The sequence below is a fragment of the Streptomyces rishiriensis genome (assembly GCF_003112535.1).
Lineage (GTDB): Bacteria > Actinomycetota > Actinomycetes > Streptomycetales > Streptomycetaceae > Streptomyces > Streptomyces rishiriensis.
In genome coordinates this window covers 446,700-472,365 of record NZ_BEWA01000012.1, presented here as the reverse complement: position 1 = coordinate 472,365, position 25,666 = coordinate 446,700, and the positions used below count along the sequence as shown (strand labels likewise).

26 protein-coding genes and 1 pseudogene are annotated in these 25,666 nt (G+C 72.6%); 15 read left to right on the top strand and 12 right to left on the bottom strand.

Annotation, left to right across the window (positions count from 1 at the left end; all coding sequences use genetic code 11):
• The first annotated feature begins 94 nt into the window (after nucleotides 1–94).
• Complete coding sequence (locus Sri02f_RS21460; RefSeq protein ID WP_109002933.1) at nucleotides 95–1,237, top strand: adenylate/guanylate cyclase domain-containing protein; 1,143 nt, start codon at nucleotides 95–97, stop codon at nucleotides 1,235–1,237.
• A gap of 41 nt (nucleotides 1,238–1,278) precedes the next feature.
• Here Sri02f_RS21460 and Sri02f_RS21455 read toward each other — a convergent pair whose 3' ends face one another.
• Nucleotides 1,279–1,962: a hypothetical protein gene (locus Sri02f_RS21455; RefSeq protein ID WP_245970715.1), complete on the bottom strand. Its 684-nt coding sequence runs from the start codon at nucleotides 1,960–1,962 to the stop codon at nucleotides 1,279–1,281.
• A 165-nt stretch (nucleotides 1,963–2,127) separates the two neighbouring features.
• Here Sri02f_RS21455 and Sri02f_RS21450 point away from each other — a divergent pair, with 165 nt between their 5' ends.
• The 3 genes from Sri02f_RS21450 (at nucleotide 2,128) to hutH (ending at nucleotide 5,872) form a co-directional block, all read left to right on the top strand.
• On the top strand, nucleotides 2,128–2,997 hold the full coding sequence (locus tag Sri02f_RS21450) for an enoyl-CoA hydratase/isomerase family protein (protein ID WP_373865112.1): 870 nt from the start codon (nucleotides 2,128–2,130) through the stop codon (nucleotides 2,995–2,997).
• Between the two features lie 103 nt (nucleotides 2,998–3,100).
• The gene (locus Sri02f_RS21445) at nucleotides 3,101–4,249 is read left to right on the top strand and encodes a GGDEF domain-containing protein (protein WP_109002932.1); all 1,149 of its coding nucleotides are present in this window, start codon (nucleotides 3,101–3,103) and stop codon (nucleotides 4,247–4,249) included.
• 84 nt (nucleotides 4,250–4,333) lie between these two features.
• Entirely contained in the window at nucleotides 4,334–5,872 is a 1,539-nt protein-coding gene (gene hutH, locus Sri02f_RS21440) for a histidine ammonia-lyase (protein ID WP_109002931.1), read from the top strand.
• 72 nt (nucleotides 5,873–5,944) lie between these two features.
• On the opposite strand, the gene Sri02f_RS21435 is transcribed toward hutH, so the two are convergent.
• Together Sri02f_RS21435 and Sri02f_RS21430 are read right to left on the bottom strand one after the other, a co-directional pair.
• Nucleotides 5,945–6,754 (bottom strand): hypothetical protein, encoded by an 810-nt coding sequence (locus Sri02f_RS21435; protein WP_109002930.1) that lies wholly within the window; start codon nucleotides 6,752–6,754, stop codon nucleotides 5,945–5,947.
• A 41-nt stretch (nucleotides 6,755–6,795) separates the two neighbouring features.
• Nucleotides 6,796–7,209, bottom strand: coding sequence for an LPXTG cell wall anchor domain-containing protein (locus Sri02f_RS21430; protein WP_245970714.1), 414 nt, complete (start codon nucleotides 7,207–7,209; stop codon nucleotides 6,796–6,798).
• A gap of 148 nt (nucleotides 7,210–7,357) precedes the next feature.
• Between Sri02f_RS21430 and Sri02f_RS21425 the strand changes: the two genes are divergently transcribed.
• From Sri02f_RS21425 to Sri02f_RS21405, 5 genes are all read left to right on the top strand, one after another.
• Nucleotides 7,358–7,690, top strand: coding sequence for a hypothetical protein (locus Sri02f_RS21425; RefSeq protein ID WP_245970713.1), 333 nt, complete (start codon nucleotides 7,358–7,360; stop codon nucleotides 7,688–7,690).
• Between the two features lie 204 nt (nucleotides 7,691–7,894).
• Nucleotides 7,895–9,157 carry a L,D-transpeptidase gene (locus tag Sri02f_RS21420; RefSeq protein ID WP_174855680.1) on the top strand — a complete coding sequence of 421 codons (1,263 nt, stop codon included), beginning with the start codon at nucleotides 7,895–7,897 and terminating at the stop codon, nucleotides 9,155–9,157.
• A gap of 151 nt (nucleotides 9,158–9,308) precedes the next feature.
• Nucleotides 9,309–10,772, top strand: a complete 1,464-nt coding sequence (locus tag Sri02f_RS21415) for an ABC transporter permease (RefSeq protein WP_109002927.1) — start codon at nucleotides 9,309–9,311, stop codon at nucleotides 10,770–10,772.
• Between the two features lie 36 nt (nucleotides 10,773–10,808).
• Nucleotides 10,809–11,495, top strand: a complete 687-nt coding sequence (locus tag Sri02f_RS21410; protein WP_109002926.1) for an ABC transporter ATP-binding protein — start codon at nucleotides 10,809–10,811, stop codon at nucleotides 11,493–11,495.
• 89 nt (nucleotides 11,496–11,584) lie between these two features.
• On the top strand, nucleotides 11,585–12,376 hold the full coding sequence (locus tag Sri02f_RS21405; RefSeq protein WP_109002925.1) for a group II truncated hemoglobin: 792 nt from the start codon (nucleotides 11,585–11,587) through the stop codon (nucleotides 12,374–12,376).
• A 47-nt stretch (nucleotides 12,377–12,423) separates the two neighbouring features.
• On the opposite strand, the gene Sri02f_RS21400 is transcribed toward Sri02f_RS21405, so the two are convergent.
• The gene (locus Sri02f_RS21400; protein WP_109002924.1) at nucleotides 12,424–13,323 is read right to left on the bottom strand and encodes a helix-turn-helix domain-containing protein; all 900 of its coding nucleotides are present in this window, start codon (nucleotides 13,321–13,323) and stop codon (nucleotides 12,424–12,426) included.
• 172 nt (nucleotides 13,324–13,495) lie between these two features.
• On the opposite strand from Sri02f_RS21400, the gene Sri02f_RS21395 reads away from it, so the two are divergent.
• Nucleotides 13,496–14,536: an NAD(P)-dependent alcohol dehydrogenase gene (locus Sri02f_RS21395; RefSeq protein ID WP_109002923.1), complete on the top strand. Its 1,041-nt coding sequence runs from the start codon at nucleotides 13,496–13,498 to the stop codon at nucleotides 14,534–14,536.
• Nucleotides 14,537–14,753: 217 nt separating this feature from the next.
• Here the strand turns inward: Sri02f_RS21395 and Sri02f_RS21390 are convergent, their stop codons facing one another.
• Both Sri02f_RS21390 and Sri02f_RS21385 read right to left on the bottom strand, forming a co-directional pair.
• Nucleotides 14,754–15,563 (bottom strand): Type 1 glutamine amidotransferase-like domain-containing protein, encoded by an 810-nt coding sequence (locus Sri02f_RS21390; RefSeq protein ID WP_245970712.1) that lies wholly within the window; start codon nucleotides 15,561–15,563, stop codon nucleotides 14,754–14,756.
• Entirely contained in the window at nucleotides 15,560–16,693 is a 1,134-nt protein-coding gene (locus Sri02f_RS21385) for a serine hydrolase domain-containing protein (RefSeq protein WP_109002921.1), read from the bottom strand. The genes Sri02f_RS21390 and Sri02f_RS21385 overlap by 4 nt, the downstream gene beginning before the upstream one ends.
• Before the next feature lie 52 nt (nucleotides 16,694–16,745).
• Between Sri02f_RS21385 and Sri02f_RS21380 the strand changes: the two are divergent.
• Nucleotides 16,746–16,997: pseudogene (locus tag Sri02f_RS21380) on the top strand (TerD family protein); the annotation flags it as partial.
• A 102-nt stretch (nucleotides 16,998–17,099) separates the two neighbouring features.
• Here Sri02f_RS21380 and Sri02f_RS21375 read toward each other — a convergent pair.
• Together Sri02f_RS21375 and Sri02f_RS21370 are read right to left on the bottom strand one after the other, a co-directional pair.
• Nucleotides 17,100–18,017, bottom strand: coding sequence for a DUF5829 family protein (locus Sri02f_RS21375; protein WP_109002920.1), 918 nt, complete (start codon nucleotides 18,015–18,017; stop codon nucleotides 17,100–17,102).
• A 296-nt stretch (nucleotides 18,018–18,313) separates the two neighbouring features.
• Nucleotides 18,314–18,598 carry a hypothetical protein gene (locus Sri02f_RS21370; RefSeq protein ID WP_109003197.1) on the bottom strand — a complete coding sequence of 95 codons (285 nt, stop codon included), beginning with the start codon at nucleotides 18,596–18,598 and terminating at the stop codon, nucleotides 18,314–18,316.
• Nucleotides 18,599–18,799: 201 nt separating this feature from the next.
• Here Sri02f_RS21370 and Sri02f_RS21365 point away from each other — a divergent pair, with 201 nt between their 5' ends.
• Both Sri02f_RS21365 and Sri02f_RS21360 read left to right on the top strand, forming a co-directional pair.
• Entirely contained in the window at nucleotides 18,800–19,393 is a 594-nt protein-coding gene (locus tag Sri02f_RS21365; protein WP_109002919.1) for a DUF4291 domain-containing protein, read from the top strand.
• A gap of 263 nt (nucleotides 19,394–19,656) precedes the next feature.
• Nucleotides 19,657–20,109, top strand: coding sequence for a DUF5707 domain-containing protein (locus Sri02f_RS21360; RefSeq protein ID WP_109002918.1), 453 nt, complete (start codon nucleotides 19,657–19,659; stop codon nucleotides 20,107–20,109).
• A gap of 30 nt (nucleotides 20,110–20,139) precedes the next feature.
• On the opposite strand, the gene Sri02f_RS21355 is transcribed toward Sri02f_RS21360, so the two are convergent.
• Nucleotides 20,140–21,258 carry a hypothetical protein gene (locus Sri02f_RS21355; protein ID WP_109002917.1) on the bottom strand — a complete coding sequence of 373 codons (1,119 nt, stop codon included), beginning with the start codon at nucleotides 21,256–21,258 and terminating at the stop codon, nucleotides 20,140–20,142.
• 141 nt (nucleotides 21,259–21,399) lie between these two features.
• On the opposite strand from Sri02f_RS21355, the gene Sri02f_RS21350 reads away from it, so the two are divergent.
• The gene (locus tag Sri02f_RS21350) at nucleotides 21,400–22,554 is read left to right on the top strand and encodes a cystathionine gamma-synthase (protein ID WP_109002916.1); all 1,155 of its coding nucleotides are present in this window, start codon (nucleotides 21,400–21,402) and stop codon (nucleotides 22,552–22,554) included.
• Nucleotides 22,555–22,610: 56 nt separating this feature from the next.
• Here the strand turns inward: Sri02f_RS21350 and Sri02f_RS21345 are convergent, their stop codons facing one another.
• From Sri02f_RS21345 to Sri02f_RS21335, 3 genes are all read right to left on the bottom strand, one after another.
• Nucleotides 22,611–22,859 carry a hypothetical protein gene (locus tag Sri02f_RS21345; protein WP_109002915.1) on the bottom strand — a complete coding sequence of 83 codons (249 nt, stop codon included), beginning with the start codon at nucleotides 22,857–22,859 and terminating at the stop codon, nucleotides 22,611–22,613.
• On the bottom strand, nucleotides 22,856–23,452 hold the full coding sequence (locus Sri02f_RS21340) for a sigma factor-like helix-turn-helix DNA-binding protein (protein WP_109002914.1): 597 nt from the start codon (nucleotides 23,450–23,452) through the stop codon (nucleotides 22,856–22,858). Before Sri02f_RS21340 ends, Sri02f_RS21345 begins: the two co-directional genes overlap by 4 nt.
• Nucleotides 23,453–23,584: 132 nt before the next feature.
• Complete coding sequence (locus Sri02f_RS21335; RefSeq protein WP_174855679.1) at nucleotides 23,585–24,094, bottom strand: MarR family winged helix-turn-helix transcriptional regulator; 510 nt, start codon at nucleotides 24,092–24,094, stop codon at nucleotides 23,585–23,587.
• Between the two features lie 163 nt (nucleotides 24,095–24,257).
• On the opposite strand from Sri02f_RS21335, the gene ilvA reads away from it, so the two are divergent.
• Nucleotides 24,258–25,487, top strand: coding sequence for a threonine ammonia-lyase (gene ilvA / locus Sri02f_RS21330; protein ID WP_109002913.1), 1,230 nt, complete (start codon nucleotides 24,258–24,260; stop codon nucleotides 25,485–25,487).
• Nucleotides 25,488–25,666: the final 179 nt, after the last annotated feature.

Here is a 25,666-nt window from a genome sequence, read left to right as displayed (position 1 = left end):
CCACGTCGGACCGGACGGAGTGAGCTGGCGCACACCTGCCGTAGAGTTGAGGCCGGTCGATACATGACCGCGGAAGATCGGAAGGGCAGCAGGCGTGACCGTCGACGACACGGGCTCCGGCGCGGGCGAGGACGGCCGGGGCAACCTGCCGGCCGCCGACCCCGGCGACCCCGGTGAGGACCCGCATCCTCTCGCGCTGCGCCTCGAACAGCTCATCCTCGGCGCCGAGCGGCGCTACACCCCCTTCCAGGCGGCCCGCAGCGCGGGCGTGTCCATGGAGCTGGCGTCGCGCTTCTGGCGGGCCATGGGCTTCGCCGACATCGGGCAGGCCAGGGCGCTCACCGAGGCCGACGTCCTCGCCCTGCGGCGACTGGCGGGTCTCGTCGAGGCGGGACTGCTGAGCGAGGCGATGGCCGTGCAGGTGGCGCGGTCCACCGGACAGACCACCGCCCGGCTGGCGGAGTGGCAGATCGACTCCTTCCTGGAGGGCCTGACCGAGCCGCCCGAGCCGGGCATGACCCGCACCGAGGTCACCTATCCCATCGTCGAGCTGCTGCTGCCCGAGCTGGAGGAGTTCCTCGTCTACGTCTGGCGCCGGCAGCTGGCCGCCTCGGCGGGCCGGGTCGTGCAGGCCGCGGACGACGAGGAGATGGTCGACCGGCGGCTCGCCGTCTGCTTCGCCGACCTGGTCGGCTTCACCCGGCTGACCCGCCGCATGGAGGAGGAGGAGCTCGGCGAACTGGTGGAGGCGTTCGAGACCACCTCCGCCGACCTGGTGGCCGCCCGCGGGGGGCGGCTGATCAAGACCCTCGGCGACGAGGTGCTGTACGCGGCCGACGACGCGGGCACCGCCGCCGACATCGCGCTGCTGCTGGTCGAGACGATGAGCAACGACGAGACGATGCCCGAACTGCGCGTCGGCATGGCGTTCGGCACGGTCACCACCCGGATGGGCGATGTCTTCGGCACCACGGTCAACCTGGCCTCCCGGCTGACGTCGATAGCTCCCCGCGACGCCGTCCTGGTCGACAGCGCCTTCGCCGAGGAGCTCATCCGCACCGGCGACGCCCCCTCCTCCGAGGCGGAGGCCGCCGAGGAGGCGGCCGCGGCGGAGAAGGAGGGCGAGGAGCCCCCGAAGTACCGCTTCGCGCTGCAGCCGATGTGGCAGCGCCCGGTGCGCGGCCTCGGCGTGGTCGAACCCTGGCTGCTCACCCGACGCGGTGACCCGGACGACTAGCCCTCCGCTCTCCGGTGTCCTCATGGGCGCCTCGGGCCTTCCTAGAGCTTCGGCAGGGGGGCTCCCAGCGGGTCCACGCACAGGCCGACGACCGGGACGCAGACGCCCGGCTGCCGCGGGGTCCCGGTGTGCGCCGGCTGGGGCGCGGGCGGCGTCGTGGCCGGGGCGGGGGCCGGCGTCGCCGAGGGCCGGGGGGCCGTGGTCGACGTGGGCGCGGGCGGAGGCTCCTCGGGCGCCCGGGGTGTGCCGGCCGCGTGCCGCGTGGGCGCCGCGCCCGTCGCGGTCGGGGTGTAGGTGGCGCCCGGGGTGAGGGCGACGGACGTCGGCGAGCCGGGGGCGCCCGGCAGGAGGCCGTCCTCGGAGGCCGGGCCGGCGCTCGCGCCGCCCATCGCGCTGGGCGCGGTCGGGGAGGGCGCGACGGTGGCCGCGGTGTCGACCGAGCGGCCGGGACCGGTGTCGGCCCCGGTGCTCGCGACGGGATCGGGCTGCGGATCGGCCTCGGCGGCGCCCACGCCAGCGGGACCGCCCGCGTCGGGGGTCAGCCGCACGAGACTCAGCACCCCCGCGGCCAGGGCGAGACCGCCGGCGGCGAACAGCACCTTGTGGGGGCGGGGCCGGCGATGCCGGCCACGGGGGCGCGGCGCCCACGGCCGGTCGGCCTCGGCCTCCGTCGGGGCCGGCACGTCCTGTGCCGTCGGGTCCGGCCCGGTCCGCGTGCTCGTCATCGCGTTTCCTCCCGGAGGCGATCGCGCCCCGCTGCGCCGGGGCGGACGCACGTTATGCGCTCCTGTGGGCGGTGCGGGGAGAGTTGGGCGGGATGTCACTCGAACGGGTGGACGGGGCTCTCGGTGAGGACGGGTTCACTCTTTCGCTGCCGGGCCTCTGCTGGGATGATCGGATCACAGTTGTTAACCATCGTTAACCCGGAGGGTGTCGTGAGCGGTGTCGTGGGCGTCGGGGACGAGGAGCGGTTCGGGGAGTTCGTGGCGGTGCGCCGGCACGGGGACGGCGGTCACGTCGCGGAGCTGGTCCTGGACCGGCCGAAGGCCATGAACGCCGTGTCCACCGACATGGCCCGGTCGATCGCCGGGGCCTGCGCGGCGCTGGGCGGGGACCGGGAGGTCCGGGTGGTCGTGCTGACCTCGACGCACGAGCGGGCGTTCTGCGTCGGCGCGGACCTCAAGGAGCGCAACTCCCTCAGCGACGCCGAGCTGGTCCGCCAGCGGCCGCTCGCGCGCGGGGCCTACACCGGCGTGCTGGAACTGCCCGTCCCCACGGTCGCGGCGGTGCACGGCTTCGCGCTGGGCGGCGGCTTCGAGCTGGCGCTCGCCTGCGACCTGATCGTGGCCGACGGCACGGCCGTGGTGGGGCTGCCCGAGGTCTCGGTGGGCGTGATCCCGGGCGGCGGCGGGACGCAGTTGCTGCCGCGCCGGGTGGGGGCGGCCCGCGCGGCCGAGCTGATCTTCACCGCCCGCCGGGTGGCGGCGGCCGAGGCCCGTGAGCTGGGTCTGGTGGACGTCCTGGTGGAGGAGGGGCGGGACCGGGAGGAGGCGCTCGCGCTGGCCGCGCGGATCGGCGCCAACTCGCCGGTGGGGCTGCGGGCGGCGAAGCGGGCGCTGCGGCTCGGGCAGGGGCTGGACCTCAGGGCCGGGCTGGAGGTCGAGGACGCGGCGTGGCGGTCGGTGGCGTTCTCGGGGGACCGGGCGGAGGGGGTGGCCGCGTTCAACGAGAAGCGGCGGCCGCAGTGGCCGGGCGAATGAGTCCGCGGGAACGGCCGCTGTCACTCTAAGTGCCCCCTCCGTGTCTCTTTTTCACCCAAATATCCCTAGCCTGGGGTGATGGGCGACGGCAGGGGTGAGGCCGATGGGTGAGGACGCGCGCCTCGTGGCCGTGGTGGCGCTCGCGCAGGGCATGGCCGCCGCGCGCACCCCCCGCGAGTCGTGGCGTGCGGCGGCGCTCGGCGCGTGCCGCGCGCTGGCCGGGGGCTTCGCCGCGCTCTCGGTGTGGGAGCGCGACCTCGGGCGGCTGCGCGTCCTGGTGAACGTGGGCGACCGGGCCGCCGACGAGGACGAGTTCCCGGAGGCCGAGGCCTACCCGGTGCACCGGTTCCCCGAGATCACCGAGTTCCTGCACGAGCGCTGGGCGGCCGGCGGCGAGCCCAACGCCTGGGTGGAGACGGCCCAGGGGCCGGCCGCCGGCCGCCCCGGCTACTGCCATCAGCGGGTCGCCGCCCTGCGCCGCCGGGGCCGCGGCTCCTGTGTGGTCGCGCCGATCGTGCTGCACGGCCGGGCGTGGGGCGAGCTGTACGTGGCCCGCTCGGTCGGCGCCGCCGTCTTCGACCGCGCCGACGCCGACTTCGCCACGGTGCTGGCCGCGGTGGTCGCCGCCGGGCTCGCCCAGACCGAGCGGCTGGAGGAGGCGCGCCGGCTCGCCTTCACCGACGCCCTGACCGGTCTGGCCAACCGCAGGGCCGTCGACGTGCGGCTGGAGGAGGCGGTCGAGCGGCACCGGGCGCAGGGGGTCGTGGTCAGCCTCGTCGTGTGCGATCTCAACGGGCTGAAGCGGGTCAACGACACCCGTGGGCACGCGGTCGGGGACCGGCTGCTGGAGCGGTTCGGGTCGGTGCTCTCGCTGTGCGGCGCGATGCTGCCGGGCGCGCTGGCCGCCCGGCTGGGCGGGGACGAGTTCTGTCTGCTGGCCGTGGGACCGCCCGCCGACGACGTCGTGGAGGTCGCCGGCGAGCTCTGCCGCCGGGCCGGCGAGCTGGAGCTCGGCGAGGGGGTGGCCTGCGGGGTCGCCTCCACCCAGGACCCCATCGGGCCGGTGGGCTCGGCGCGGCGGCTGTTCCGGCTGGCCGACGCCGCCCAGTACCGGGCCAAGGCGGTGCGGGCCGCCAGACCGGTGGTCGCCGGGCGGGAGGGGCCGGACGATCCCGTGGTGCGGCTGGCGGACGAACCGCCGTCGGAGCGGGAGCGGACCGCCGAGCGGCGCAGGTTCCGGGGGCGGCCCTGACGGTGTGACGCATTCGGTAAGGGGCTGACCCCGCCTCCACTGGTGACATCCTCGTCTTCAGTCACTACGCTCCTGAATATGGATATGCACACTGTGGTGGTGGGGACGCACGGGGTGACCGCGTCCGACGTGCTCGCCGTGGCGCGCGGCGGCGCCCGCGTCGAGCTCTCCGAGGAGGCGGTGGCGGCCCTCGCCGCGGCCCGCGAGATCGTGGACGCGCTGGCGGCCAAGCCCGAGCCCGTCTACGGCGTCTCCACCGGGTTCGGCGCCCTGGCCACCCGGCACATCAGCCCGGAGCTGCGCGCCCAGCTGCAGCGCAACATCGTCCGCTCGCACGCGGCCGGCATGGGCCCGCGCGTGGAGCGGGAGGTCGTCCGGGCGCTGATGTTCCTGCGGCTGAAGACCGTCTGCTCCGGGCACACCGGCGTCCGGCCCGGCGTCGCGCAGACCATGGCCGACGTCCTGAACGCCGGCATCACCCCGGTCGTCCACGAGTACGGCTCCCTCGGCTGCTCCGGCGACCTCGCCCCGCTCTCGCACTGCGCCCTGACGCTCATGGGCGAGGGCGACGCGGAGGGCCCGGACGGCGTCGTCCGGCCCGCCGGCGACCTGCTCGCCGAGCACGGCATCGCCCCCGTCGAGCTGCGCGAGAAGGAGGGCCTGGCGCTCCTCAACGGCACCGACGGCATGCTCGGCATGCTGGTCATGGCCCTCGCCGACCTCGACATGCTCTACAAGTCCGCCGACGTCACGGCCGCGCTGTCGCTGGAGGCCCTGCTGGGGACCGACAGGGTCCTCGCCCCCGAGCTGCACGCCATCCGCCCGCACCCGGGCCAGGGCGCCTCGGCCGCCAACATGCTCGCGGTGCTGGCGGGTTCGGAGCTCACCGGCCATCACCAGGACGACGCGCCCCGGGTCCAGGACGCCTACTCGGTGCGCTGCGCCCCGCAGGTCGCCGGCGCCGGCCGCGACACCATCGCGCACGCCCGGCTCGTCGCCGAGCGCGAGCTGGCCTCGGCCGTCGACAACCCGGTCGTGCTTCCCGACGGCCGTGTGGAGTCCAACGGCAACTTCCATGGCGCGCCGGTCGCCTACGTGCTGGACTTCCTCGCCATCGCCGTCGCCGACCTCGCCTCCATCGCCGAGCGGCGCACCGACCGGCTGCTGGACAAGAACCGCAGCCACGGCCTGCCGCCGTTCCTCGCGGACGACGCCGGCGTCGACTCCGGGCTGATGATCGCCCAGTACACGCAGGCCGCGCTGGTCAGCGAGCTGAAGAGGCTGGCCGTGCCGGCGTCCGCCGACTCGATCCCGTCCTCCGCCATGCAGGAGGACCACGTGTCGATGGGCTGGTCCGCGGCCCGCAAGCTGCGCACCGCCGTCGACAACCTCACGCGGGTGATCGCCGTCGAGCTGTACGCCGCCACGCGCGGCGTCGAACTGCGCGAGGGTCTGACCCCGGCGCCGGCGAGCCGGGCCGTGATCGAGGCCGTGCGCAAGGCGGGCGTCCGGGGCCCCGGCCCGGACCGGTTCCTCGCGCCCGACCTCGCGGCGGCGGACGCGTTCGTGCGCGACGGAGGCGTGGTCGCCGCCGCGGAGACGGTCACCGGGCCGTTGCGGTAGCGCCGGCACGGTACGGGGCCCTGCCCATGCGTCCGTGCGGCGCGAGGGCAGGGCCCCGGTGTGCGCCGGGGGTCACTTGAGCTTGGCCACCTGCGCGGCGACGACGGCGGCCGGCACGGCGGACGACTTGCCGGTGGACGTGAGCGAGGCGAAGTCCACCGTGTAGAACGAGGCCACGGTGTTGCCCTTGCGCACCACCTGGGTGTGGAAGGTGGCCGTGCCGTCGCCGTCGACGTCGGAGTCGACGGTGAACGCCACCGACTCGTCACCGCTTTTGGAGGCCTGCTCCGAGGCGACCTTGGTGATCTTCTGCTTCTCGCCCTGGGCGGTGATCCCGAACCCGCCGGAGCAGGCCGCTACGCCGTCGGAGACCGACGTGAAGGCCTTCTCCGCGCCGTCGCCCTCGTAGGAGGAGAGGCCCACGAAGGTCATCTTGACCTTGAAGGCGCTCTCGATGTCGGACTGGCTGATGTCCCCGGGGGACTTGGTGGCGGCGGCCGACGCGTTGTCCTCGGTCAGGGTGTTGCTCGCGTTGGACTCCGTGTCGCCGGGCGCGAGGCCGGACATGGCGTAGGCCAGCGGCGCGCACGCCTCCTTGTCGGTCTTCACCACGCTCTTGGAGGCCGGCAGGGTGTCGTCGCCCGAGGTGACCTTGTAGCCCTTGATCTCGCCCTGGGCGAGCAGCAGCTTCTCCAGCCCGGCCTTGGGCAGCGCCTTGGCGTCGGAGGCGGCGGAGGCTGCGGTGGACGCCGCGGAGGAGGCCGAGCCCTTGGCGTCGCCGGCGTCCTTCGCCCCGTCGTCGGAGCAGGCGGTCAGGAGGGAGAGCGACAGTGCGCCGATGGCGGCGGTGGCGCACAGCCGTGCCCCCGGTGATCTCTTCATGAGCGAACTATGAGAAGCCGTCAAAGATCAGTCAAGTTATTTCAAAAACCCAGACGTTCCCGGCGAATCGAGTAGAAAACGAAACCCGCGCCGAGGGTGAGCAGCGTGGTCCCGCCCACGACGTAGGGGGTCGTGTCGAAGCTTCCGGTGTCGGCGAGCCGGGTGCCGTCGTCGGCCGTGGTGTCGGCCCTGATGCCGGTCGCGGTGTCGGTCGTGGTGTCGGCCGCGGTCCGGACGGCCGTCAGGGCCGACGCGTCGCCGGCGGTCGCACGGGTCGCGTGCACCGCTTCGGTCGTGGTCGTCGACGCGGCTCGCGCCTGGGTCGTGACCTGCGTCGTCGTCTCCGTTCTGACCGGGGCGTCCTGGGACGCGTTGGCGGACGGGACGAACCACAGGGCGCCCAACAGGGTCCCCGCGGCGGTGGCGGTCAGCAACGGACGGCGAGCGGATGACACGGAATATCGATCCCCTTGTGACGCTGGCGAATTGGCCGTGTGGCCCGATGCTAATGAAAGGCGCGGGTCGCGGGAAAGTTGCGGGAGCCATGAGCCGTACGCTCCGGCCATGAGTACTGAAGAGTCATCACGTTTTGTACGTATTCGGGTGGACATTCTTCTCGAGGTTCATGACGAGGACGCGGTGACGGCGGCCGCGCTGCGACGGCTCGCCGAGGACGAGGGGATCCCGGACGCCGAGCGCGCGCACGCCGAGGGCGCTGTGACGGAGGACACCGCGGAGGCCCTGGCCTACCTCGTCGACCCGTTCGACCTGGTCGGCGAGGTCGACGGCGTGGAACTCCAGCAGGCCTCCTGGTCCAGCGAGCGGGTCGAGTACGACCCCGATTCGCCGGAGTGGGACCTCGACGACGACGATGTCGACGAGGATGGGGACCCGGACGACGACGAGTCCGAGGGCGAACAGGGCCGCATCGGCTGAGCGTTGCGGGAAACCCGTGACCCCGGACGGCGACCGCCGTCCGGGGTCACGTCGTCTCGGGGGGCGCACGAGCCGGCACCCGCACCACGGGTGCCGTGAACGTGGCATGCCCCACACCTTCGGAGAAAGTGGAACGGGAGGAACCGGTCGTAGCGTTGAAGGTTCCAGACGGGGACTCTCGGGGTTTTCAAGCAATCGGCAACGATGGAGAAGCGTGTGATGACGGACAGTAGGCGGCGTCGAGGTCTGATGACCGCGTCCGCCCTGCTCGGCGGTGTTCTGGTGCTCTCTGCGTGTTCCGGCGGTGACGGCGGCGCCTCGGACGGCGGAGGCAGCTCCTCACAGGCCAAGGCCGACGAGGCGGCGGCGCAGAAGTCCTCCGAGGCCCAGATCAAGATCACACCTGCGGACGGCTCGAACAACGCCTCCATCAACAACTCGGCGACCGTCACGGTGAGCAAGGGAACGCTCTCCGCCGTGACGATGACCACCGCCGACGGCAAGGCGGTCGAGGGCGCGCTCTCCGCCGACAAGACCAGCTGGAAGCCGAACCAGCAGCTGGAGCGCTCCACCACCTACAAGGTGGCGGCCGAGGCGAAGGACTCCGGCGGCCTGGTGGCCCACGAGAACGCCTCCTTCACCACGGTCTCCCCGGACAACAGCTTCATAGGCAACTTCACGCCGGAGGACGGTTCGACCGTCGGCGTGGGCATGCCCGTGTCGATCAACTTCAACAAGGCGATCACCGACAAGGCGGCCGTCCAGAAGGGCGTCACCGTCACCTCCACCAGCGGTCAGGAGGTCGTCTGTCACTGGTTCTCCACCCAGCGCATGGACTGCCGTCCGCAGGACTACTGGAAGGAGAACTCGACCGTCACGCTGAAGCTCTCGCTCGACGGTGTGGAGGGCGCCAAGGGCGTCTTCGGCGTCCAGCAGAAGACGATCACCTTCAAGGTCGGCCGCAACCAGGTCTCCTACGTCGACGCGAAGACCAAGCAGATGAAGGTCACGCACAACGGCGCGGTCGTCAAGACCATCCCGATCTCCGCCGGCTCGCCCGACAACAAGACGTACGAGGGCCAGATGGTGATGTCGGAGAAGTTCAAGGAGACGCGCATGAACGGCGCGACCGTGGGCTTCACCGACGACGACGGCAAGGGCGAGTACGACATCAAGGACGTCCCGCACGCCATCCGTCTCACCAACTCCGGCACCTTCGTGCACGGCAACTACTGGGGCGCGAAGTCCATCTTCGGCTCGGTGAACACCAGCCACGGCTGCGTGGGCCTGTCCGACACCAAGGGCGCCGACGACAAGGGCACGGCGGGCTACTGGTTCTACACCAACTCGATCGTCGGCGACGTCGTGGTGGTCAAGAACACCGGCGACAAGACCGTGGCCCCGGACAACGGCCTCAACGGCTGGAACATGGACTGGGCCCAGTGGAAGGCGGGTTCGGCCGTCTGACGGACCGTCCTGACAGTCCGCACACAGCGTTCCGGTGCCGCCCCCAGGGGCGGCACCGGTGTTTCCGGGGGCACCACGCCCTTCTCAGGTTCTCATCGGTCTCTTATTTCGGCCTTATCCAGTCATCACGCGCCGTACCTAGCTTGCGGCCATGTTCTTCACCTACCTGAGGCGCGAACTGCGCCGCCGCAGAAGAGCGGCCCTCGTCGTCGCCTCCGGTCTCGCCCTGGGCATCGCCCTCGTCGTCGTGGTCTCCTCCGTGTCGTCCGGCATGGGCAAGGCCCAGGACGAGGTCCTGCAGTCCCTCTACGGCCTGGGCACGGACATGACGGTCACCAAGGCCGCCTCGCCCACCGCCAACGCCTCCGACCGCCCGCGCTTCCAGTTCGACGCGCAGGGCGACGACTCCGGCGCGCAGCAGAGCACCGACCGCGTCATGGTGCAGGGCTTCCAGACCCTGTCGACGGCGACCGTCGCCCAGGTCGGCAGGCAGAGCGGAGTCGCCGACGCGGTCGGCGGACTGAGCCTGCGGGTCGTCAAGATCGACGGCCAGTTCACCCGCGGCCGGATCCAGCAGAACGGCGGCGACTCCGCGGGCGGCGGACAGGGCGCTCGCGGCGGCCGGGCGAGCGGCGCCCCGCAGGGCGAAGTGCAGGGCGGCGGCGCGAACTTCGACGTCGACAACTACTCCCTCTACGGCGCCGACGTCACCGCGCCCGAGCTCGGCCCGCTGACCTCCTCCACGATCACCGGCGGCCGTACCTTCAAGGCTTCCGAGACCGACGCCGAGGTCGCCGTCGTGGACTCCGCGTACGCCAAGGAGAAGTCGCTCAAGGTCGGCTCCACGCTCACCGTCAGCGGCGTGAAGTTCGCGGTGATCGGCATCGCCACGGCCGACAGCGGCGACGCCGCCGCCAACGTCTACATCCCGCTGGCCCGGGCCCAGACCCTCAGCGACTCGAAGAACAAGGTCACCACGATCTACGTCAAGGCGACCGACTCGAAGAAGATCGGCAGCGTCAAGTCGACCATCCAGAAGAACGTCTCCGGGACGACGGTGACGACCTCCGCCGACCTCGCGGACACCGTCTCAGGTTCCCTCTCCACGGCCTCCTCCCTCGCCGCCGACGTGGGCACGTGGCTGTCCGTCGCGGTGCTGATCGCGGCGTTCCTGGTCGCCGGCCTGCTCACCTCCTCGGCGGTCTCCCGGCGGGTGCGCGAGTTCGGCACGCTGAAGGCGCTCGGCTGGAAGTCCGGCCGGGTCACCCGGCAGGTGGTCGGCGAGGCCATGGTCAACGGACTGCTGGGCGGGGCCCTCGGCATCGCGCTCGGCCTGGCGGGCGCATACGCCGTGACCGCGATCAGCCCCACCCTGCAGGCCCAGTTGGGCGGTGGCGGCGGCCAGAGCGGCCCCGGCGGGGGAGGCGGCTTCGGCGGTCCCGGCCGCCGGGCCGCGGCCAGGACCCTCGACGTCGCCCTGACCGCGCCGGTGAGCGTCACCACGGTGGCCGTCGCGGTCGCACTCGCCGTGGCCGGCGGTCTGATCGCGGGGGCGTTCGGCGGCTGGCGGGCGTCGAGGCTGCGCCCGGCGGACGCGCTGCGCCGCGTCGAGTAGCCGACCCACCCACCGAACCGAGGAGTTGCAGTCCCCATGTACGAACTCAGAGGCGTCACCAAGCGCTACACCCGGGGCAAGGACACCGTCCACGCCCTCGACGGAGTCGACCTGACCGTCCCGGACGGCGACCGGCTCGTCATCCAGGGCCCCACCGGCGGCGGCAAGTCCACGCTGCTGCAGATGATCGGCGCACTCGACCGGCCCACCGAGGGCGAGATCGTCCTCGACGGCGTCGACCTGGCCAAGCTCTCCGAGGCCAGGCTGACGAAGGTGCGCAGCGAGAACATCGGCTTCGTCTTCCAGTCCTTCAACCTCATCCCCACGCTCAACGCCCAGGAGAACGTCGAGACGGCGCTCGTCCCGCTCGGCGTGAAGGCCGGGGAGCGGCGCGAGCGGGCCGCCGAGGCGCTGAAGTCCGTGGGCCTCGGCGAGCGCCTGGGGCACCTGCCGTCCGAGATGTCCGGCGGTCAGCAGCAGCGCGTCGCGATCGCCCGCGCGCTGGTCAAACAGCCGAAGGTGCTGCTCGCCGACGAGCCCACCGGGAACCTCGACGAGAGCATGCGCGACGAGATCATGGACGTGCTGCACACCATGTGGAAGGAGCACGGGCTGACGTTCGTCATGGTCACCCACGACTCCGCGATCGCGAAGAAGGCCCCGCGGGTGGCGACGATCCGCAAGGGCAGGATCACGGTGAGGGAGAACGCGGCGTCGGCCTGAGAAGGCGCGGGACGCCGGTTCGCTGAGCGCTGAGCGAACGCCCGCCGGAAGACCAGCCTCCGGTGGGTCGTTCGTGCTTGCGTGGCCCCATGACGGCACCTGAGACAAGCACGCCCCGCACCACGGTCGAGTACATCCGGTACCGGATCCCCGAGGAGCGGTCCGCGGAGTTCCTGGCCGCTTACACCCGAGCCGCGCGCGAGCTCGCGGCCTCCCCGCACTGCGTCGACTACGAACTCGCGCGCTGCGAGGAGGACTTCGGCCACTTCATCCTGCGCATCACCTGGACCTCGACCGAGGACCACCTGCAGGGCTTTCGCACCTCCGACCTGTTTCCGGCCTTCCTCGCGGAGATCCGCCCGTACGTCGGCGACATCGACGAGATGCGCCACTACAAGGTCACCTCCGTGCGCGGCACCGGGTCCGCCGTGCCCACGCTGTACGCGTGGGCGGGCGGCGCGGAGGCCTTCGCCCGGCTGACCGAGGCGTTCTACGCCAAGGTGCTCCAGGACGACCTGCTCGCCCCGGTCTTCGCGGGCCTCGCCCCCGAGCACGCCGAGCACGTCGCCCTCTGGCTCGCCGAGGTCTTCGGCGGCCCGCAGACCTACTCGGCGACCCAGGGCGGCCACAGCCACATGGTGGCCAAGCACTTCGGCCGCGGCATCACCGAGCCCCAGCGCCGCCGCTGGGTCGACCTCATCCAGGACGCCGCCGACGAGGCGGGCCTGCCGGCCGACGCCGAGTTCCGTTCGGCGTTCCTCGCCTATGTGGAGTGGGGCACCCGGCTCGCCGTCCACTTCTCCGGCCCGGACGCCAAGCCGCCGGCCGAGCAGCCGGTGCCGCGGTGGGGATGGGGCGCGGCTCCGCCGTACCGGGGCTGACGGGCGGGGGCCCCACCGGGACGGGTCCCATCGGGGCGGGCGGGGTCTCAGGCGGACGGCGCCTGAGAGCCCGCCCGCGTCGCGTCCGCCCCCCAGCTCGCCAGTAGCCGCAGCGCCTCCGCCGAGGCCGATCCCGGTTCGGCGTGGTAGGTCACCATCGTCTGTTCGCCGTCGCCCGCCAGCCTGAACCCCTCGAAGTTCAGGGAGAGCTCGCCGACCAGCGGATGCCTCAGCAGCTTCACGCCGTGGCTCTTCTCCTTGACGTCGTGGGTCGCCCACAGCCGCCGGAAGTCCTCGCTCTTCACCGACAGCTGCCCCACCAGCGCGGACAGCCGCGGGTCGTCCGGATAGCAGCCCGCGTCCATGCGCAGGGCGCAGACGATGTCGATCGCCTTCTGCTCCCAGTCCACGAAGAGGTCCCGGTAGTCGGGGCGCAGAAAGACCAGCCGGGCCCAGTTGCGCTCCGCCACCGGCAGCTCCGCCCAGTCGCCGAAGACGGCCGCCGCCATCCGGTTCCAGCCCAGGATCTCGGTACGCCGCCCGATGAGATACGCCGGCACCGAGTCCATCGTGTCCAGCAGCTGCCGCAGCGGGCCCCGCACCTGCTGCGGCGGCGCGCTCTGCTTCTTCTTGTGCTTCGGCTTCGCCAGGTGGGTGAGATGCGCGTGCTCGGCGTCGGAGAGCCGCAGCGCCCTGGCGATGGAGTCCAGCACCTCCGCCGACACGTTCCGCCCGTTGCCCTGCTCCAGGCGCGTGTAGTACGCCACCGAGACCCCGGCCAGCTGCGCCAGCTCCTCGCGTCGCAGCCCCGGCACCCTGCGGTGCCGCCCGAAGTCCGGCAGCCCCACGTCCTCCGGCTTCAGCCTGGCGCGCCGGGTGCGCAGGAACTCGCTGAGTTCGGCACGCCGGTCCAGGGGTGCGCCGGGAGGTTCGGGGCGTTCGTCCATGCCGTCCAGTATTCCCGGTCGTACGCCCACCAGCCTGACCCCGTCAGTGGTAGGCACAGCAGACGTACGCAGAGGCGTGACCTGGGTGAATGGTGTGCGATGGGGCAGGCTGAACGTCGTAGCCGGCCGGAAGGCAGGCCGGAACACGACCCCCCGCTAGGAGATCCAGAGCATGACCACCGTTGCCGCGTACGCCGCACCCTCCGCCAAGGCTCCGCTGGAGCGCACGACGATCGAACGCCGCGCGGTGCGCGAGTTCGACGTCCTGATCGACATCGAGTTCGCCGGAATCTGCCACTCGGACATCCACCAGGCCCGGGAGGGCTGGGGCGAGGCGATCTTCCCGATGGTGCCCGGCCACGAGATAGCGGGCGTCGTCTCCGAGGTCGGCCCCGGTGTGACCCGCTTCGCCGTCGGCGACCGCGTGGGCGTCGGCTGCCTCGTCGACTCCTGCCGTGAGTGCGACAACTGCAAGGCAGGCCTGGAGCAGTACTGCACCGGTGGCAGCGTCGGCACGTACAACGCCATCGGCAAGGACGGCGAGCCCACCTACGGCGGCTACGCGCAGAAGATCGTCGTGGACGAGAACTACGTCGTCCGCATCCCCGACGGCCTCGCGCTCGACGTCGCCGCGCCGCTGCTCTGCGCCGGCATCACCACGTACTCCCCGCTGAAGCACTGGAACGCCGGCCCCGGCAAGAAGGTCGCGATCCTCGGCATGGGCGGCCTCGGCCACATGGGCGTCAAGATCGCGAACGCCCTCGGCGCCGAGGTGACCGTCCTGTCCCAGTCGCTGCGCAAGAAGGACGACGGCCTGAAGCTGGGCGCCGCCCACTACTACGCCACCAGCGACGAGAACACCTTCAAGGAGCTGGCGGGCACCTTCGACCTCATCCTCTCGACGGTCTCGGCCCCGCTGAACCTGGACGCCTACCTGTCCCTGCTGAAGACCGACGGCGCCTTCGTGAACGTCGGCGCGCCCGAGGAGCCCGTCGCCCTCAACCTGTTCTCGGTCATCGGCGGCCGCAAGACCCTCGCCGGCTCCGGCATCGGCGGCATCCAGGAGACCCAGGAGATGCTGGACTTCTGCGCCGAGCACGGCCTGGGCGCCGAGATCGAGCTGATCGCCGCGCAGGAGATCAACGACGCGTACGAGCGGGTGCTCGCCAGTGACGTCCGCTACCGGTTCGTGATCGACACCTCGACGATCTGACGGTCGCGTCCGCTTCCCCGTGCCCGTCGGTTCCCGTGTCGGTGCCTGTGTCCGTGTCCGTGCCTGTCTGCGTCCCTCGGCAGGGCGGAGCGCGGACCGAACGGACCCGACGGGACCAGCGGGCCCGCAGGGCCCCCGGAGCACGCCTTCGGGGGCCCTGCGCGGCGCGTGGGACCGACGAGGGGCGCCGGGGCGGCGTCCGGGCCGGGCGGGCGGATCAGCGGGCGACGGCGAACGACTCCCCGTGGCCGTGGGACCGTACGACGACCCCGCCGCCCGGAGCAGGCCGCATGGAGTGGGCCCGCCCCAGCCCCGCCACCCGCGCCCGCCCGTCCGCGACCTCGACCACGGTGTTCTCGTCGACGGCCACCCCGTGCGCGATCCGCCCGCCGGCCACGACGGCGGCCAGCCGGCCCGACGTCCCCCACTGCGCGGCGTGCACGTCCACCCCGAACGGCACCAGCCCCAGCCCGGGCCGCACCTCGACCTCCTCCAGATCCTCGGCGGCGTCCGGCGGGCACACCGGGACCCCGTCCACCAGCCACCCCCCGACCACCGCGTCCCGCGCCGCGACCACGGCCCCGGCGGAGAACCCGGCGTACGGGAGGCCCCGCGCGGCGAGCAACTCGCCCGTCCCGGAGGCGAACGCCTCCTGAAAGGCGGGGGTCGGACCACCGCAGACGAACACCCCGTCCACGTCCTCGGCGTCCTCGGCGTCCTCCACGCCCAAGGCGTCCCCGGGCAAGGCCCCGGCGTCGAACCGCTCCCCGACCGGCAGCAGCAGCGGCACGGGCGTGCACGCTCCCGCCCGGCGCAGTGCGGCGTCGTACCGGCCGAACTCGCCGGCCCCGTCGCCCTCGTCGACGAGCACGCACAGGATTCGCGGGACGGCCCCCGCACCCCGGCGTGAACGCGCCGCCGCGGCCCGCAGGAACGGCCCGTGGACCACGTCGGCCACGGACTCGTCCCAGCCGCCCCCGACCAGGAACACCGCGGGGCCGCCTCCGCTCCCCGCTCCGCCGCTCACGCGCGCAGCCCCTGGAGTCCGTCGTGGGCGGCCATCACCATCTCCATGCCCCGGGTGTCGGCCGCGGGTTCGCGCATCTGGTTCGTCACGTACGCCACCGTCATCCGCGACTCGGGCTCGATCATGACCGTCGAGCCGCCCCAGCCGCCCCACCCGTAGGTGCCGCCGAAGCGGCCGTAGCCCAGGCCCCAGCTGATGGGCATGCCCAGGCGGCGGTCCTGGCCGCTGAACTGCTCCTCCCAGGCGCGCTCGCACCCGGCCCGGGACAGCAGCCGCACCCCGCCGACCGCACCGCCGCAGGCCGGAACCGACTGGACCAGGGCGACCGAGCGGGCGTTGCCGAAGCCGCTCGCGGCGGGGATCTGCGCCCGCCGCCAGGCCGTACTGTTGCCGTCCCGCACCCGCAGCGCGGTCGGTCGGCCCGGGGAGTCCGGGGCCGTCGACGCGTCGGAGGCCGCATCGCCGGCGGCCGCGCTCGCGGTGTAGTCCTCGTCCCGGGAGGGCGGCGGGACCGCCGGGGCCACCCGGTGGTCGTGCTCGGCCGGCAGACCGATGTGGAAGTCCGCGCCCAGCGGGCCCGCGATCTCGCCGGCGAAGAACTCGCCCGGCGTACGGCCGGTGATCCGGCGCACGACCTCGCCGACGAGGAACCCCTGGGTGAGCGAGTGGTACCCGGCCGCGCTGCCCGGCTCCCACTGCGGCGCCTGCGCGGCGAGCCGCGCCGTGGCGGTCGGCCAGTCGTAGAGCTCCGATACCGGCCAGACCCAGTCGGGCAGCCCCGCCGTGTGCGAGAGCGCGTGCCGGACCAGGACCCCCTCCTTGCCCGCGGCCGCGAACTCCGGCCAGTACCGGGCCACCGGCGCGTCCATGTCGAGCTCGCCCCGGTCCGCCAGCACCAGCGCGCAGAGCGCCGTCATCGTCTTCGTGACGGACCAGACGTTGACGAGGGTGTCGCGCTGCCAGGGAGTCGTGCGCTCGGCGTCGGCGAACCCGCCCCAGACGTCGACCACCGGCTCACCGTCCACGAACACGGCCACCGAGCCGCCGACGTCCCCCTCGTCCAGCAACACGGCCAGCGCGGCGGGCACCGCGGCGAACAGATCGTCGTACGACCCCTGAATGTCAGCCATGACGCCATCTAGCCCCCGCGCACCCGCTCCGGGCAACCGAATTCCGAGCACCGCGATCGACCCGGAGGCCGACCCGGACGCCGACCTGTCCGGTTTCACCGACGCCTGCATCCGCCTCCTCGACCCCGGGCTCGCCGAGCTGGGGCGGCTCGAGGTCTCCGACGGCCGGCCCCGGGAGACCGCCCTGGTGCTCGGCTCCTTCCGCCGCAGATCGAACGCCGACTGGGACTTCGTCCTGGGCGGCAAGGGCTACCCGGGCGGCCTGGAGGAACTCGTCCAGGACTTCGGCATCGACGTGGAGTGAGTTCCCCTGGAGCCGGAGCTGCCGCCCGCCCGGAGGGGCCGGCGGCAGCGGTACGGCGTCGCGGTGTCGTGGCCGCCGCCGGCAACCACTCGGTACCCGTGTCTACCGTGCGGGGCTGTCGGTGAACGTCCACACGGCGTGGCTGCCGGGGCCGACGGTGAGCGTCGAGTGGCCGAGCCGCTCCACGTGCCGGTCCTTCACCGGCCGGTTGAGCGACATCTCGACCCGCCGCAACCCCGCTTGCTCGCGCGGGACGGCGTCGAGCCGGATCGTGGTGCCGCCGCACTCCGCCACGACGCCGCCGCCGGGCAGGGTCCGCACCGCGAACCCGCCGGCCCGCAGCAGCGGCAGGGTGTCGGCGAGGTCGCCCTCGGTGACCGCGAGGTGTACGGCGCTCACGTCGCGCATCAGGTGGGTGCGGTAGTCGTCGGAGAGGTAGCGCTCCCGGCCGACGTCACCGGGAAAGCTCGCCGGCTCGGTGTGGCTGCGAGGATCCGCGAAGTACTCCGGCCGGTACTCCATCGCCCAGGCCTGGAAGGCGTCGTACTCGGTGCTGGTGAGGAGCGCGTCGAACCACGGCACGGGCACACCGTCGCCGAAGTCCCGGGTCTGGAGGAAGTCGACGGGAGTGGCCCCTTCGCTCCTCATCCGCTCGGCGACGGTCGCCAGGTCTCCGTCCCGTTCGGTCGACAGGCCCATCCCGGCGGCGCCGAGGACGCCGTCCGGGCCGGGGAGGTCACCGACTCCGAACAGCTCCAGGTAGGTCTCACGGCCCATCAGGTAGCGGCCGGTCCAGGTCTGGCCGCCGGCCCCGGTCGTGGTGCGGACCTGGAAGTTGGCGAAGTCCCTCAGATAGGCGGAGTGCTCGACGGCGTCGGCGGTCTCCCGGTCGAGGACACCGTAGGAGTGGTTGTAGAAGAGCAACTGCCGGTCGTACGAGGACCGGTTCTGCTCGGCCTGCGCCGTCCCCGCCCCACCCTCGATCGCTCCGACGAGGGCCACGGCGAACACGACGATCATGTGTAATGTCCGGCGAATCAGCATGCGAGCGATCGTAGGTCGGGGCGGCTACGACCATGACGCATTTCGAACGGGATCGAAATGCTTGACAAGGACGGTCAGGACGGTCAGGACGGGCAGGGCGCACCGGAGCGGCAGGACCCGCGGGGCGTCCCCCATGTCCGGCACCAGCCGTGTTCACAGCCCTCTTTGCGGCCGACGCACCGGAGGGGATCAGGGCTGTGAAGGGCGACCGTGCGGGTACTGCAGGCCGGGACGGCGTTCGAGGCCATCTCATGTGGTTGGTCCGAACGCTGTCATGCAGAAGCGACCACCTCGCCGGCCATGATCTGGGGAGGGTGGGGGAGCAGCGACGCAAGGCTGTCCCGCACGAAGTGCGCCGCCCTCGAGATCGATTCGTCGACACCCGCCTGGTCCCGGAAGACGCTGGTCGAGACCATCACTCCGTCCCCGGCATCGATCCAGTAGTAGGCCACGAAGCCGGAGACCTGGCGCATGAGCGGCACGAACCCCTCGTTCACGAGACGTGCGGCCTCGGCCGCATCGGTCACCCCTTCGTACCGCCGGACTGCTGCGTACACCACCAAGCTCCTCACGGCGTTCTGGATTCGTCCTCCGCTGAGACGCGTACCCCTGCGACGGCCGCCCGGCTCGTGAGGCGTCCGGCAATCACCTGAAGGGCCGTCCCGGGCGATCCGTACGGCGGTCACCGTGCTCCGTCGCGTCGCGCAACGGTCGAAAATCGGTGGTCGCCTGAGTCGGCCGGGCCCACGCTGTACGCCATGGAAGAACCGCACCGCAGGATCCGCGCGCTCCACACGGCATCCACGATCACCGTCTACCAGGCGTACTCCCCTGAGATCGGACTGCCCGCCATCCGAGACGGCCGCTTTCCCGCCGCGTGGAAGCCTGGCCGCATGACGTGGATCAAGCCCAGCTTCCTGTGGATGATGTACCGCTCCGGCTGGGGCACGAAGGAGGGTCAGGAGACCGTCCTCGCCGTCGAGATCACCCGCGACGGCTTCGAGTGGGCGCTGCGCCATGCCTGCCTGGCGAGTTACGTCGGCGGACTGCATTCCGATCGCGGCGCCTGGCAGCGGGACCTCAAGCGCGCACCGGCCCGTGTCCAGTGGGATCCCGAACGCGATCTGCACCTGCGCCCCCTGCCGTACCGCTCGCTGCAACTGGGGCTCTCGGGTGAGGCATCGTCGCGTTACGCGGACGAGTGGATCGCGTCCATCAGCGACGTGACGCCGCTCGCCGACGAGATCCACGCACTCGTCAGGGACGGCGAACTGGACGCAGCCACCCGCCTGCTCCCCCAGGAGCAGGGATACCCCGCCGGTGAAGAGCTGCTCGCCCACCTGCGTCCCTGACCGGCTGTCCGGCACGACGGCCGGCGTCACCCACGGGGCACAGGGCGGCGAAGGTCTGTGAACGCGGCTCGGTGATCCACCGGCGCGGCCGGACGGCCACCCGGTTTCGCCCGGCTGTCCCACGGGCGGCCGAGCACGGCTTGCTCAGGGCGAGTTGAGTATGCGCGCTCATGCCCGGCGGACCCTTGCGCGGCGAGTATCGGCGCAGCGGCGCAGGCGAGGAGCGCCGGCCCGATCCAGTTCAGACAGTTGCGGAGAACCCCATGTCCCGACGTATCGCTCTTGCCGTGGCCGCCGGTGTCGTCGTGCTCGGCGGCGCAGGCGCCTTCGCTCTCGCCCACGCCGGCGAGCAGTCTCCGACGCTGGCGCACAGCACCGCCCGTTACGCCGCTCCCGACGGCGACCGCGCCGGGTCGTTGACGTTCGTCACCGACGTGACGGCGTCCTCCGGCGTCAAGAGCGTCAAGGTGCTGGCATGGCCGGAGAACTCGTCCTTCGCCGGGAAGGGGCTGACCGCCAAGGACATGGCCGATGTGGAGTCGGCCGTCTGCAGGCCTTCCGGCACGCACACCGTGCGGTGCACCTACACCGTCCCGGTCACCCGGGCCTACGCCGACTCGTCCCCGCGCGGCGCCTGGCACGTCTCCGTGCTGGCCACCGCCGAGGACGGCACCAGCACGCTGGACACCGAGGCGGCCGGCTTCACCGTCCGGTGACCCGCAGACCGGCCGCCCGCCGCCCCGGGGTCAGTGGGGCATCGTCGCCGGGCTGCCGCCGTTCGCCTCGTACCCCGCGACGGCCATCGCGCGGTAGACCGCGAACTCGCCGGCCGGGTCGGGGGAGAGGGTCCAGGGGAGGGCGCCGACGTGGCCGTCCACGTGGACGAGCTGGCTCATCGCCTCCGACCAGCGTTCGGAGCGCACCAGGAAGAGCACGAGCAGATGGCGGACGTGCGCCAGCATCGGGTCGTCGTGCCGGGCCGCCTGCACCGCGAACAGCGCGCCGTGCACCGCCTTGGTCACGACCTCGCTCTGGTAGAAGCTGCGGACCAGGTTCACCTCCGGGAGGTGCTCGAAGACCGCGAAGAGGGGCATCGCCGCGAGGAGGGAGCCCCGCGGGGCCCGCGCCGCCGCGGACTCCGCGAAGCCGTACGCCAGCTCGCGCGAGCCGTGCCACTTCTCGCACCAGTAGTGCAGCGCCGCCAGATGCGCCCCCATGTGCGCCGGGTCGCGGTCCAGGACGTTCAGCCAGAGCTGCTCGAACTCCGCCTGCGAGTACCGCAGACCGCGGGCCACCGACAGCTCGACGATGTACGGGACCGGGTCGTCGGGGGACAGCAGCGCCGCCTGGCCGCAGGCCTCCCTCGCCTCCTCCATGATGATCCGGAAGTCGTCCGTGCCCGGCGTCGACGTCCGCCAGGCCTGCTGCACCAGGAACTCGGCGTGCACCGCCGCGCCGCCCGCGTCCTTGGGCGCCTCGGTGCGCCACACCCGCAGCCACTGCGCTCCCGGGGCCTCGCCGACCCCGCCCGGCCGCTGCTGCAGCTCCAGCGCCGCCGCGCCCGCGAAGGCCTGCACGCGCTGCCAGCGCAGCTCGCCCCGCGTCTCGGTGCCGGCCAGCAGCTGCTGCGCGGCCCGGTAGTCCTGCGTGTGCTGCACCACGTCCAGGACGTCGAGCAGATCCTGGTCGGGGCCGGGCATGCGGATGTCCAGCTCCTCGGTGCGCACGAAACCGTAGGTCGCCGGGTCCGCCGCGTCCGGGTGGTCCGCCGGCACCAGCCCGACGACACCGCGCCGGCGCCGTACGAGCGACAGCGCCACGTAGCCGATCAAGACCAGCGCGACCAGGCCCCACAGAATCTCCATGACACAAGCGAACCAGACCACGCCGACAATTGGCCAACCCGCCCCCCGGCCCTGTGGAAAACCTTCGTCCCGGCCGGGCTCACGCCGTCCGCCGGTCGGCCGGCCCGCGTCGGGGCCGCGAGCGGACTACCCTCGGTGCCCATGAGCGACAGGCACATCAGTCAGCATTTCGAGACCCTCGCGATTCACGCGGGCAACACCGCCGATCCCCTCACGGGCGCGGTCGTCCCACCGATCTACCAGGTCTCGACCTACAAGCAGGACGGCGTCGGAGGCCTGCGCGGCGGCTACGAGTACAGCCGCAGCGCCAACCCGACCAGGACCGCCCTGGAGGAGAACCTCGCGGCCCTGGAGGGCGGCAGCCGGGGTCTCGCGTTCGCTTCCGGACTGGCGGCCGAGGACTGCCTGTTGCGTACGCTGCTCAGCCCCGGCGACCACGTGGTCATCCCCAACGACGCCTACGGCGGCACGTTCCGCCTCTTCGCGAAGGTCGTCGCCCGGTGGGGCGTGGAGTGGTCGGTCGCCGACACCAGCGACCCGGCCGCCGTGCGCGCCGCGATCACCCCCAAGACCAAGGCCGTGTGGGTGGAGACCCCCTCCAACCCGCTGCTCGGCATCACCGACATCGCCGCCCTCGCCCAGGTCGCCCGTGACGCGGGCGCGAAGCTCGTCGTCGACAACACCTTCGCCACGCCGTACCTGCAGCAGCCGCTGTCGCTCGGCGCGGACGTCGTCGTGCACTCCCTGACCAAGTACATGGGCGGTCACTCGGACGTCGTCGGCGGCGCGCTGATCACCGGCGACGCCGAACTGGGCGAGGAGCTGGCGTACCACCAGAACGCGATGGGCGCGGTCGCCGGGCCCTTCGACTCCTGGCTCGTGCTGCGAGGCGCCAAGACGCTGTCGGTGCGCATGGACCGCCACAGCGAGAACGCCGGCAAGGTCGCCGACATGCTGACCCGGCACGCGCGCGTGACGCACGTGCTGTACCCCGGTCTGCCGGAGCACCCCGGGCACGAGGTCGCGGCCAAGCAGATGCGGGCCTTCGGCGGGATGATCTCCTTCCGGGTCGCCGGCGGCGAGGAAGCGGCCGTCGAGGTCTGCAACCGGGCCAAGGTGTTCACCCTCGGCGAGTCCCTGGGCGGCGTCGAGTCCCTCATCGAGCACCCGGGGCGCATGACGCACGCGTCCGTGGCCGGTTCCGCCCTGGAGGTGCCCGCCGACCTCGTCCGTCTGTCCGTGGGCATCGAGAACGTCGACGACCTTCTCCAGGACCTGCAGCAGGCCCTCGGCTGAGCCCCACGGCCGGACGGCTGAGCCTCACGGCCGGACGCGTTGCCGGGCCCGGGGGCTCACCAGTTCGTGAGCGGTGGAGTCGTCGTCGACGGCGGCTCCACCCAGGGCTGCACCCGCACCGCCCAGACCACGAACGCCACGGTCGCCGCGCACAGCAGCAGCCACGCAAGCCGCCGGGCGATCCGGCGGCGGCGCACCATGCGGCTGCCCCGGCGCACGACGTCCGGATGGAGCTCCGCCGGCACGGGCGGCGGCGTCCGCTCCATGACCCGGCGGACGGCGGCCTCCCGCTCGGCGCGGTTCACGAGGCGGCCGCCTTCGCCCGGCGCGCCGCGGGCGGCTGCGCGCGGGGCGGGCGCAGCAGGTTCGTCGTCGCCCGGTCGCAGAGCGCGCGAACACGATCCGCCGGCAGGCCGAGCAGGGCCGCCGCCTGTTCCTCGGCGACGCCCTCGTACAGCCGCAGGACCAGCACGAGACGTTCCTGCGGGGTGAGGCACGCCAGCACGCCGACGGCCGCCGGGCGCCGCCGGGGGCGGCCCGTCGGCCGGCCCTGGGCCGGGCCACGGCCGAGCGGCAGGACGCGGCCGAGCGCACGGGCGCGGCCGAGCGGAAGGGCGTCGTACAGGCGCCACACGTACTCGTGCCAGGCGCCGTGGGCGAAGCGGATGGCCAGCTGCTCGCGGGCGCGGTTGTAGGGGTCCTCGCCGCGCAGCCGGTCCCAGCACGCGTACGTGCGCGCGAGGGCGAGCGTCAGCAGGTGACGCGCGCGTGGGTTGTCCGCGGGGGACTCGGCCGTGAGCAGCGTGGCGGCGTGCAGCAGCCGGCCGCCCGCACCGGCGACGAACGCCTCGAACTCCCTGGCCCGGCGGGTCTCCTGGGCCGCACGACTGTCTCGCACACCGAGCCTCCCGCCTGACGGCGTCCCCCTGGGCGGCCATATGCCCCGGTCTCATATGAGGCCCGGGGCGGGCTTTCGGTCAAGGGTCGCGCACCCCCGTCGGAAAGTCGCCCCCCGCGCGCGTGCCCGGGGTCAGGAGGCGGTCTGCGAGGGCTCCGCGCCCGGAAGGCCCTGAGCGGACATCCGCGAGGACAGGGCGGTGTTGAAGCGGGTGAGGAGCGCGCAGAACGTCTCGCGCTCCTCCGGCGCCCAGTCGTCCGTCAGCTCGGCCATCAACTGCCGCCGCGAGGAACGGACTTCCTCCAGCCGCGCCTGTCCGCGCGGGGACAGTTGAAGGACCACGGCCCGCCCGTCCTCGGGGTGCGAGGTCCGCTTGACCAGGCCGGTGTCGACGAGCGGAGCCACCTGGCGGGTGACCGTGGAGGAGTCGATGCCCATGCTCGCCGCGAGCGCCTTGACGCCCATGGGGCCTTCGTTGTCGAGGCGGTTGAGCAGCAGGTACGCGGCGCGGTCCATGGAGTTGCGCACCTGCCCGACGCCGCCCAGCCGGGTCTGCTCGGCTCGGCGGGCGAACACCGCGACCTCGTGCTGCAACGTGTCGAGAAGACCGGTGTCACCGACTGTCGTCATGTCCATCGACATTTCAGGTGTTGTGGGCATGGCCGGGGGCTCACTTCATGAAGGGGCTGCTGGAATGGGGGACAGAGTACGCGGCCGGAAGGCGGGTCGTACCGGCGCTGAGCAAACCGATCTCGGAGGTTGGTCACAGCGGCCGTTCCCGCCTGTGAACTGCGATGCTGGAGTCATGAGCTACGGCACGGCTGACTCCTTTCGCCCCGTCACCCTCGACGACGTGCGCGGCGCCCGGAAGATGCTGGCGGGCGTGGCACGGGCGACCGCGATGGAGGGCAGCAGGCACCTGACCCAGCTGGTCGGGGCGCCGGTGCACTTCAAGTGCGAGAACCTCCAGCGGACGGGGTCGTTCAAGCTGCGCGGGGCGTACGTGCGCATCGCCGGGCTGCTGCCGGAGGAGCGGGCGGCCGGGGTGGTCGCGGCGAGCGCGGGCAACCACGCCCAGGGCGTGGCGCTGGCGTCGTCCCTGCTGGGCGTGCGTTCCACCGTGTTCATGCCGAAGGGCGCGCCGCTGCCGAAGATCAGCGCCACCCGCGAGTACGGCGCCGAGGTGCGCCTGCACGGCCAGGTGGTCGACGAGACGCTCGCCGCGGCCCAGGAGTACGCGGCCGAGACCGGCGCGGTGTTCATCCACCCCTTCGACCATCCCGACGTCATCGCGGGGCAGGGCACGGTCGGTCTGGAGATCCTGGAGCAGTGCCCGCAGGTGCGCACGATCGTCGTCGGGATCGGCGGCGGCGGTCTGGCGGCGGGCATCGCGGTCGCGGTGAAGGCGCTGCGGCCGGACGTGCGGATCGTCGGCGTGCAGGCGGCGGGAGCCGCGGCCTATCCGCCCTCGCTGGCGGCGGGCCGGCCGGTGGCGCTCGACCACCCGGCGACGATGGCCGACGGCATCAAGGTCGGCCGTCCGGGCGAGGTGCCGTTCGCCATCGTCGGCGATCTGGTGGACGAGGTCCGCACGGTCACGGAGGACGAGCTGGCCGCGGCGCTTCTGCTGTGCCTGGAGCGGGCCAAGCTGGTCGTCGAGCCGGCCGGGGCGAGCCCGGTGGCCGCGCTGCTCAGCACGCCCGACGCCTTCGAGGGCCCGGTCGTCGCGGTGCTGTCCGGGGGCAACGTGGACCCGGTGCTGATGGAACGCGTTCTGCGGCACGGCATGGCCGCGCAGGGCCGCTACCTGGCCGTACGCCTGCGGCTGACGGACCGGCCGGGCGCTCTCGCCTCGCTCCTCGGGACGTTGTCGGCGGTCGACGCCAACGTCCTGGACGTCAGCCACCTGCGAACCGATCCGCGGCTCGGGCTGACGGAGGCGGAGGTCGAACTGCACCTCGAGACGAAGGGGCCGGCGCACTGCGCCGAGGTCGGCCGGGCGCTGCGCGACGCCGGGTACACCGTCATCGACTGAGGCCGTGGTGCGCCGCGGTGCGCCGTGGTCCGCCGTGGCGGGCCGTGGTGACGCCGTGGCGGAGTGGGGCATCGCGTTCTTGGGATCACCCGTTCGGGTAAATCCATTGTGAGACGCGATACATCGCGTTATGGTGTGTCTCGTTCTCCTCGGCCGATTCCCCTATCAGGCGGAACGAA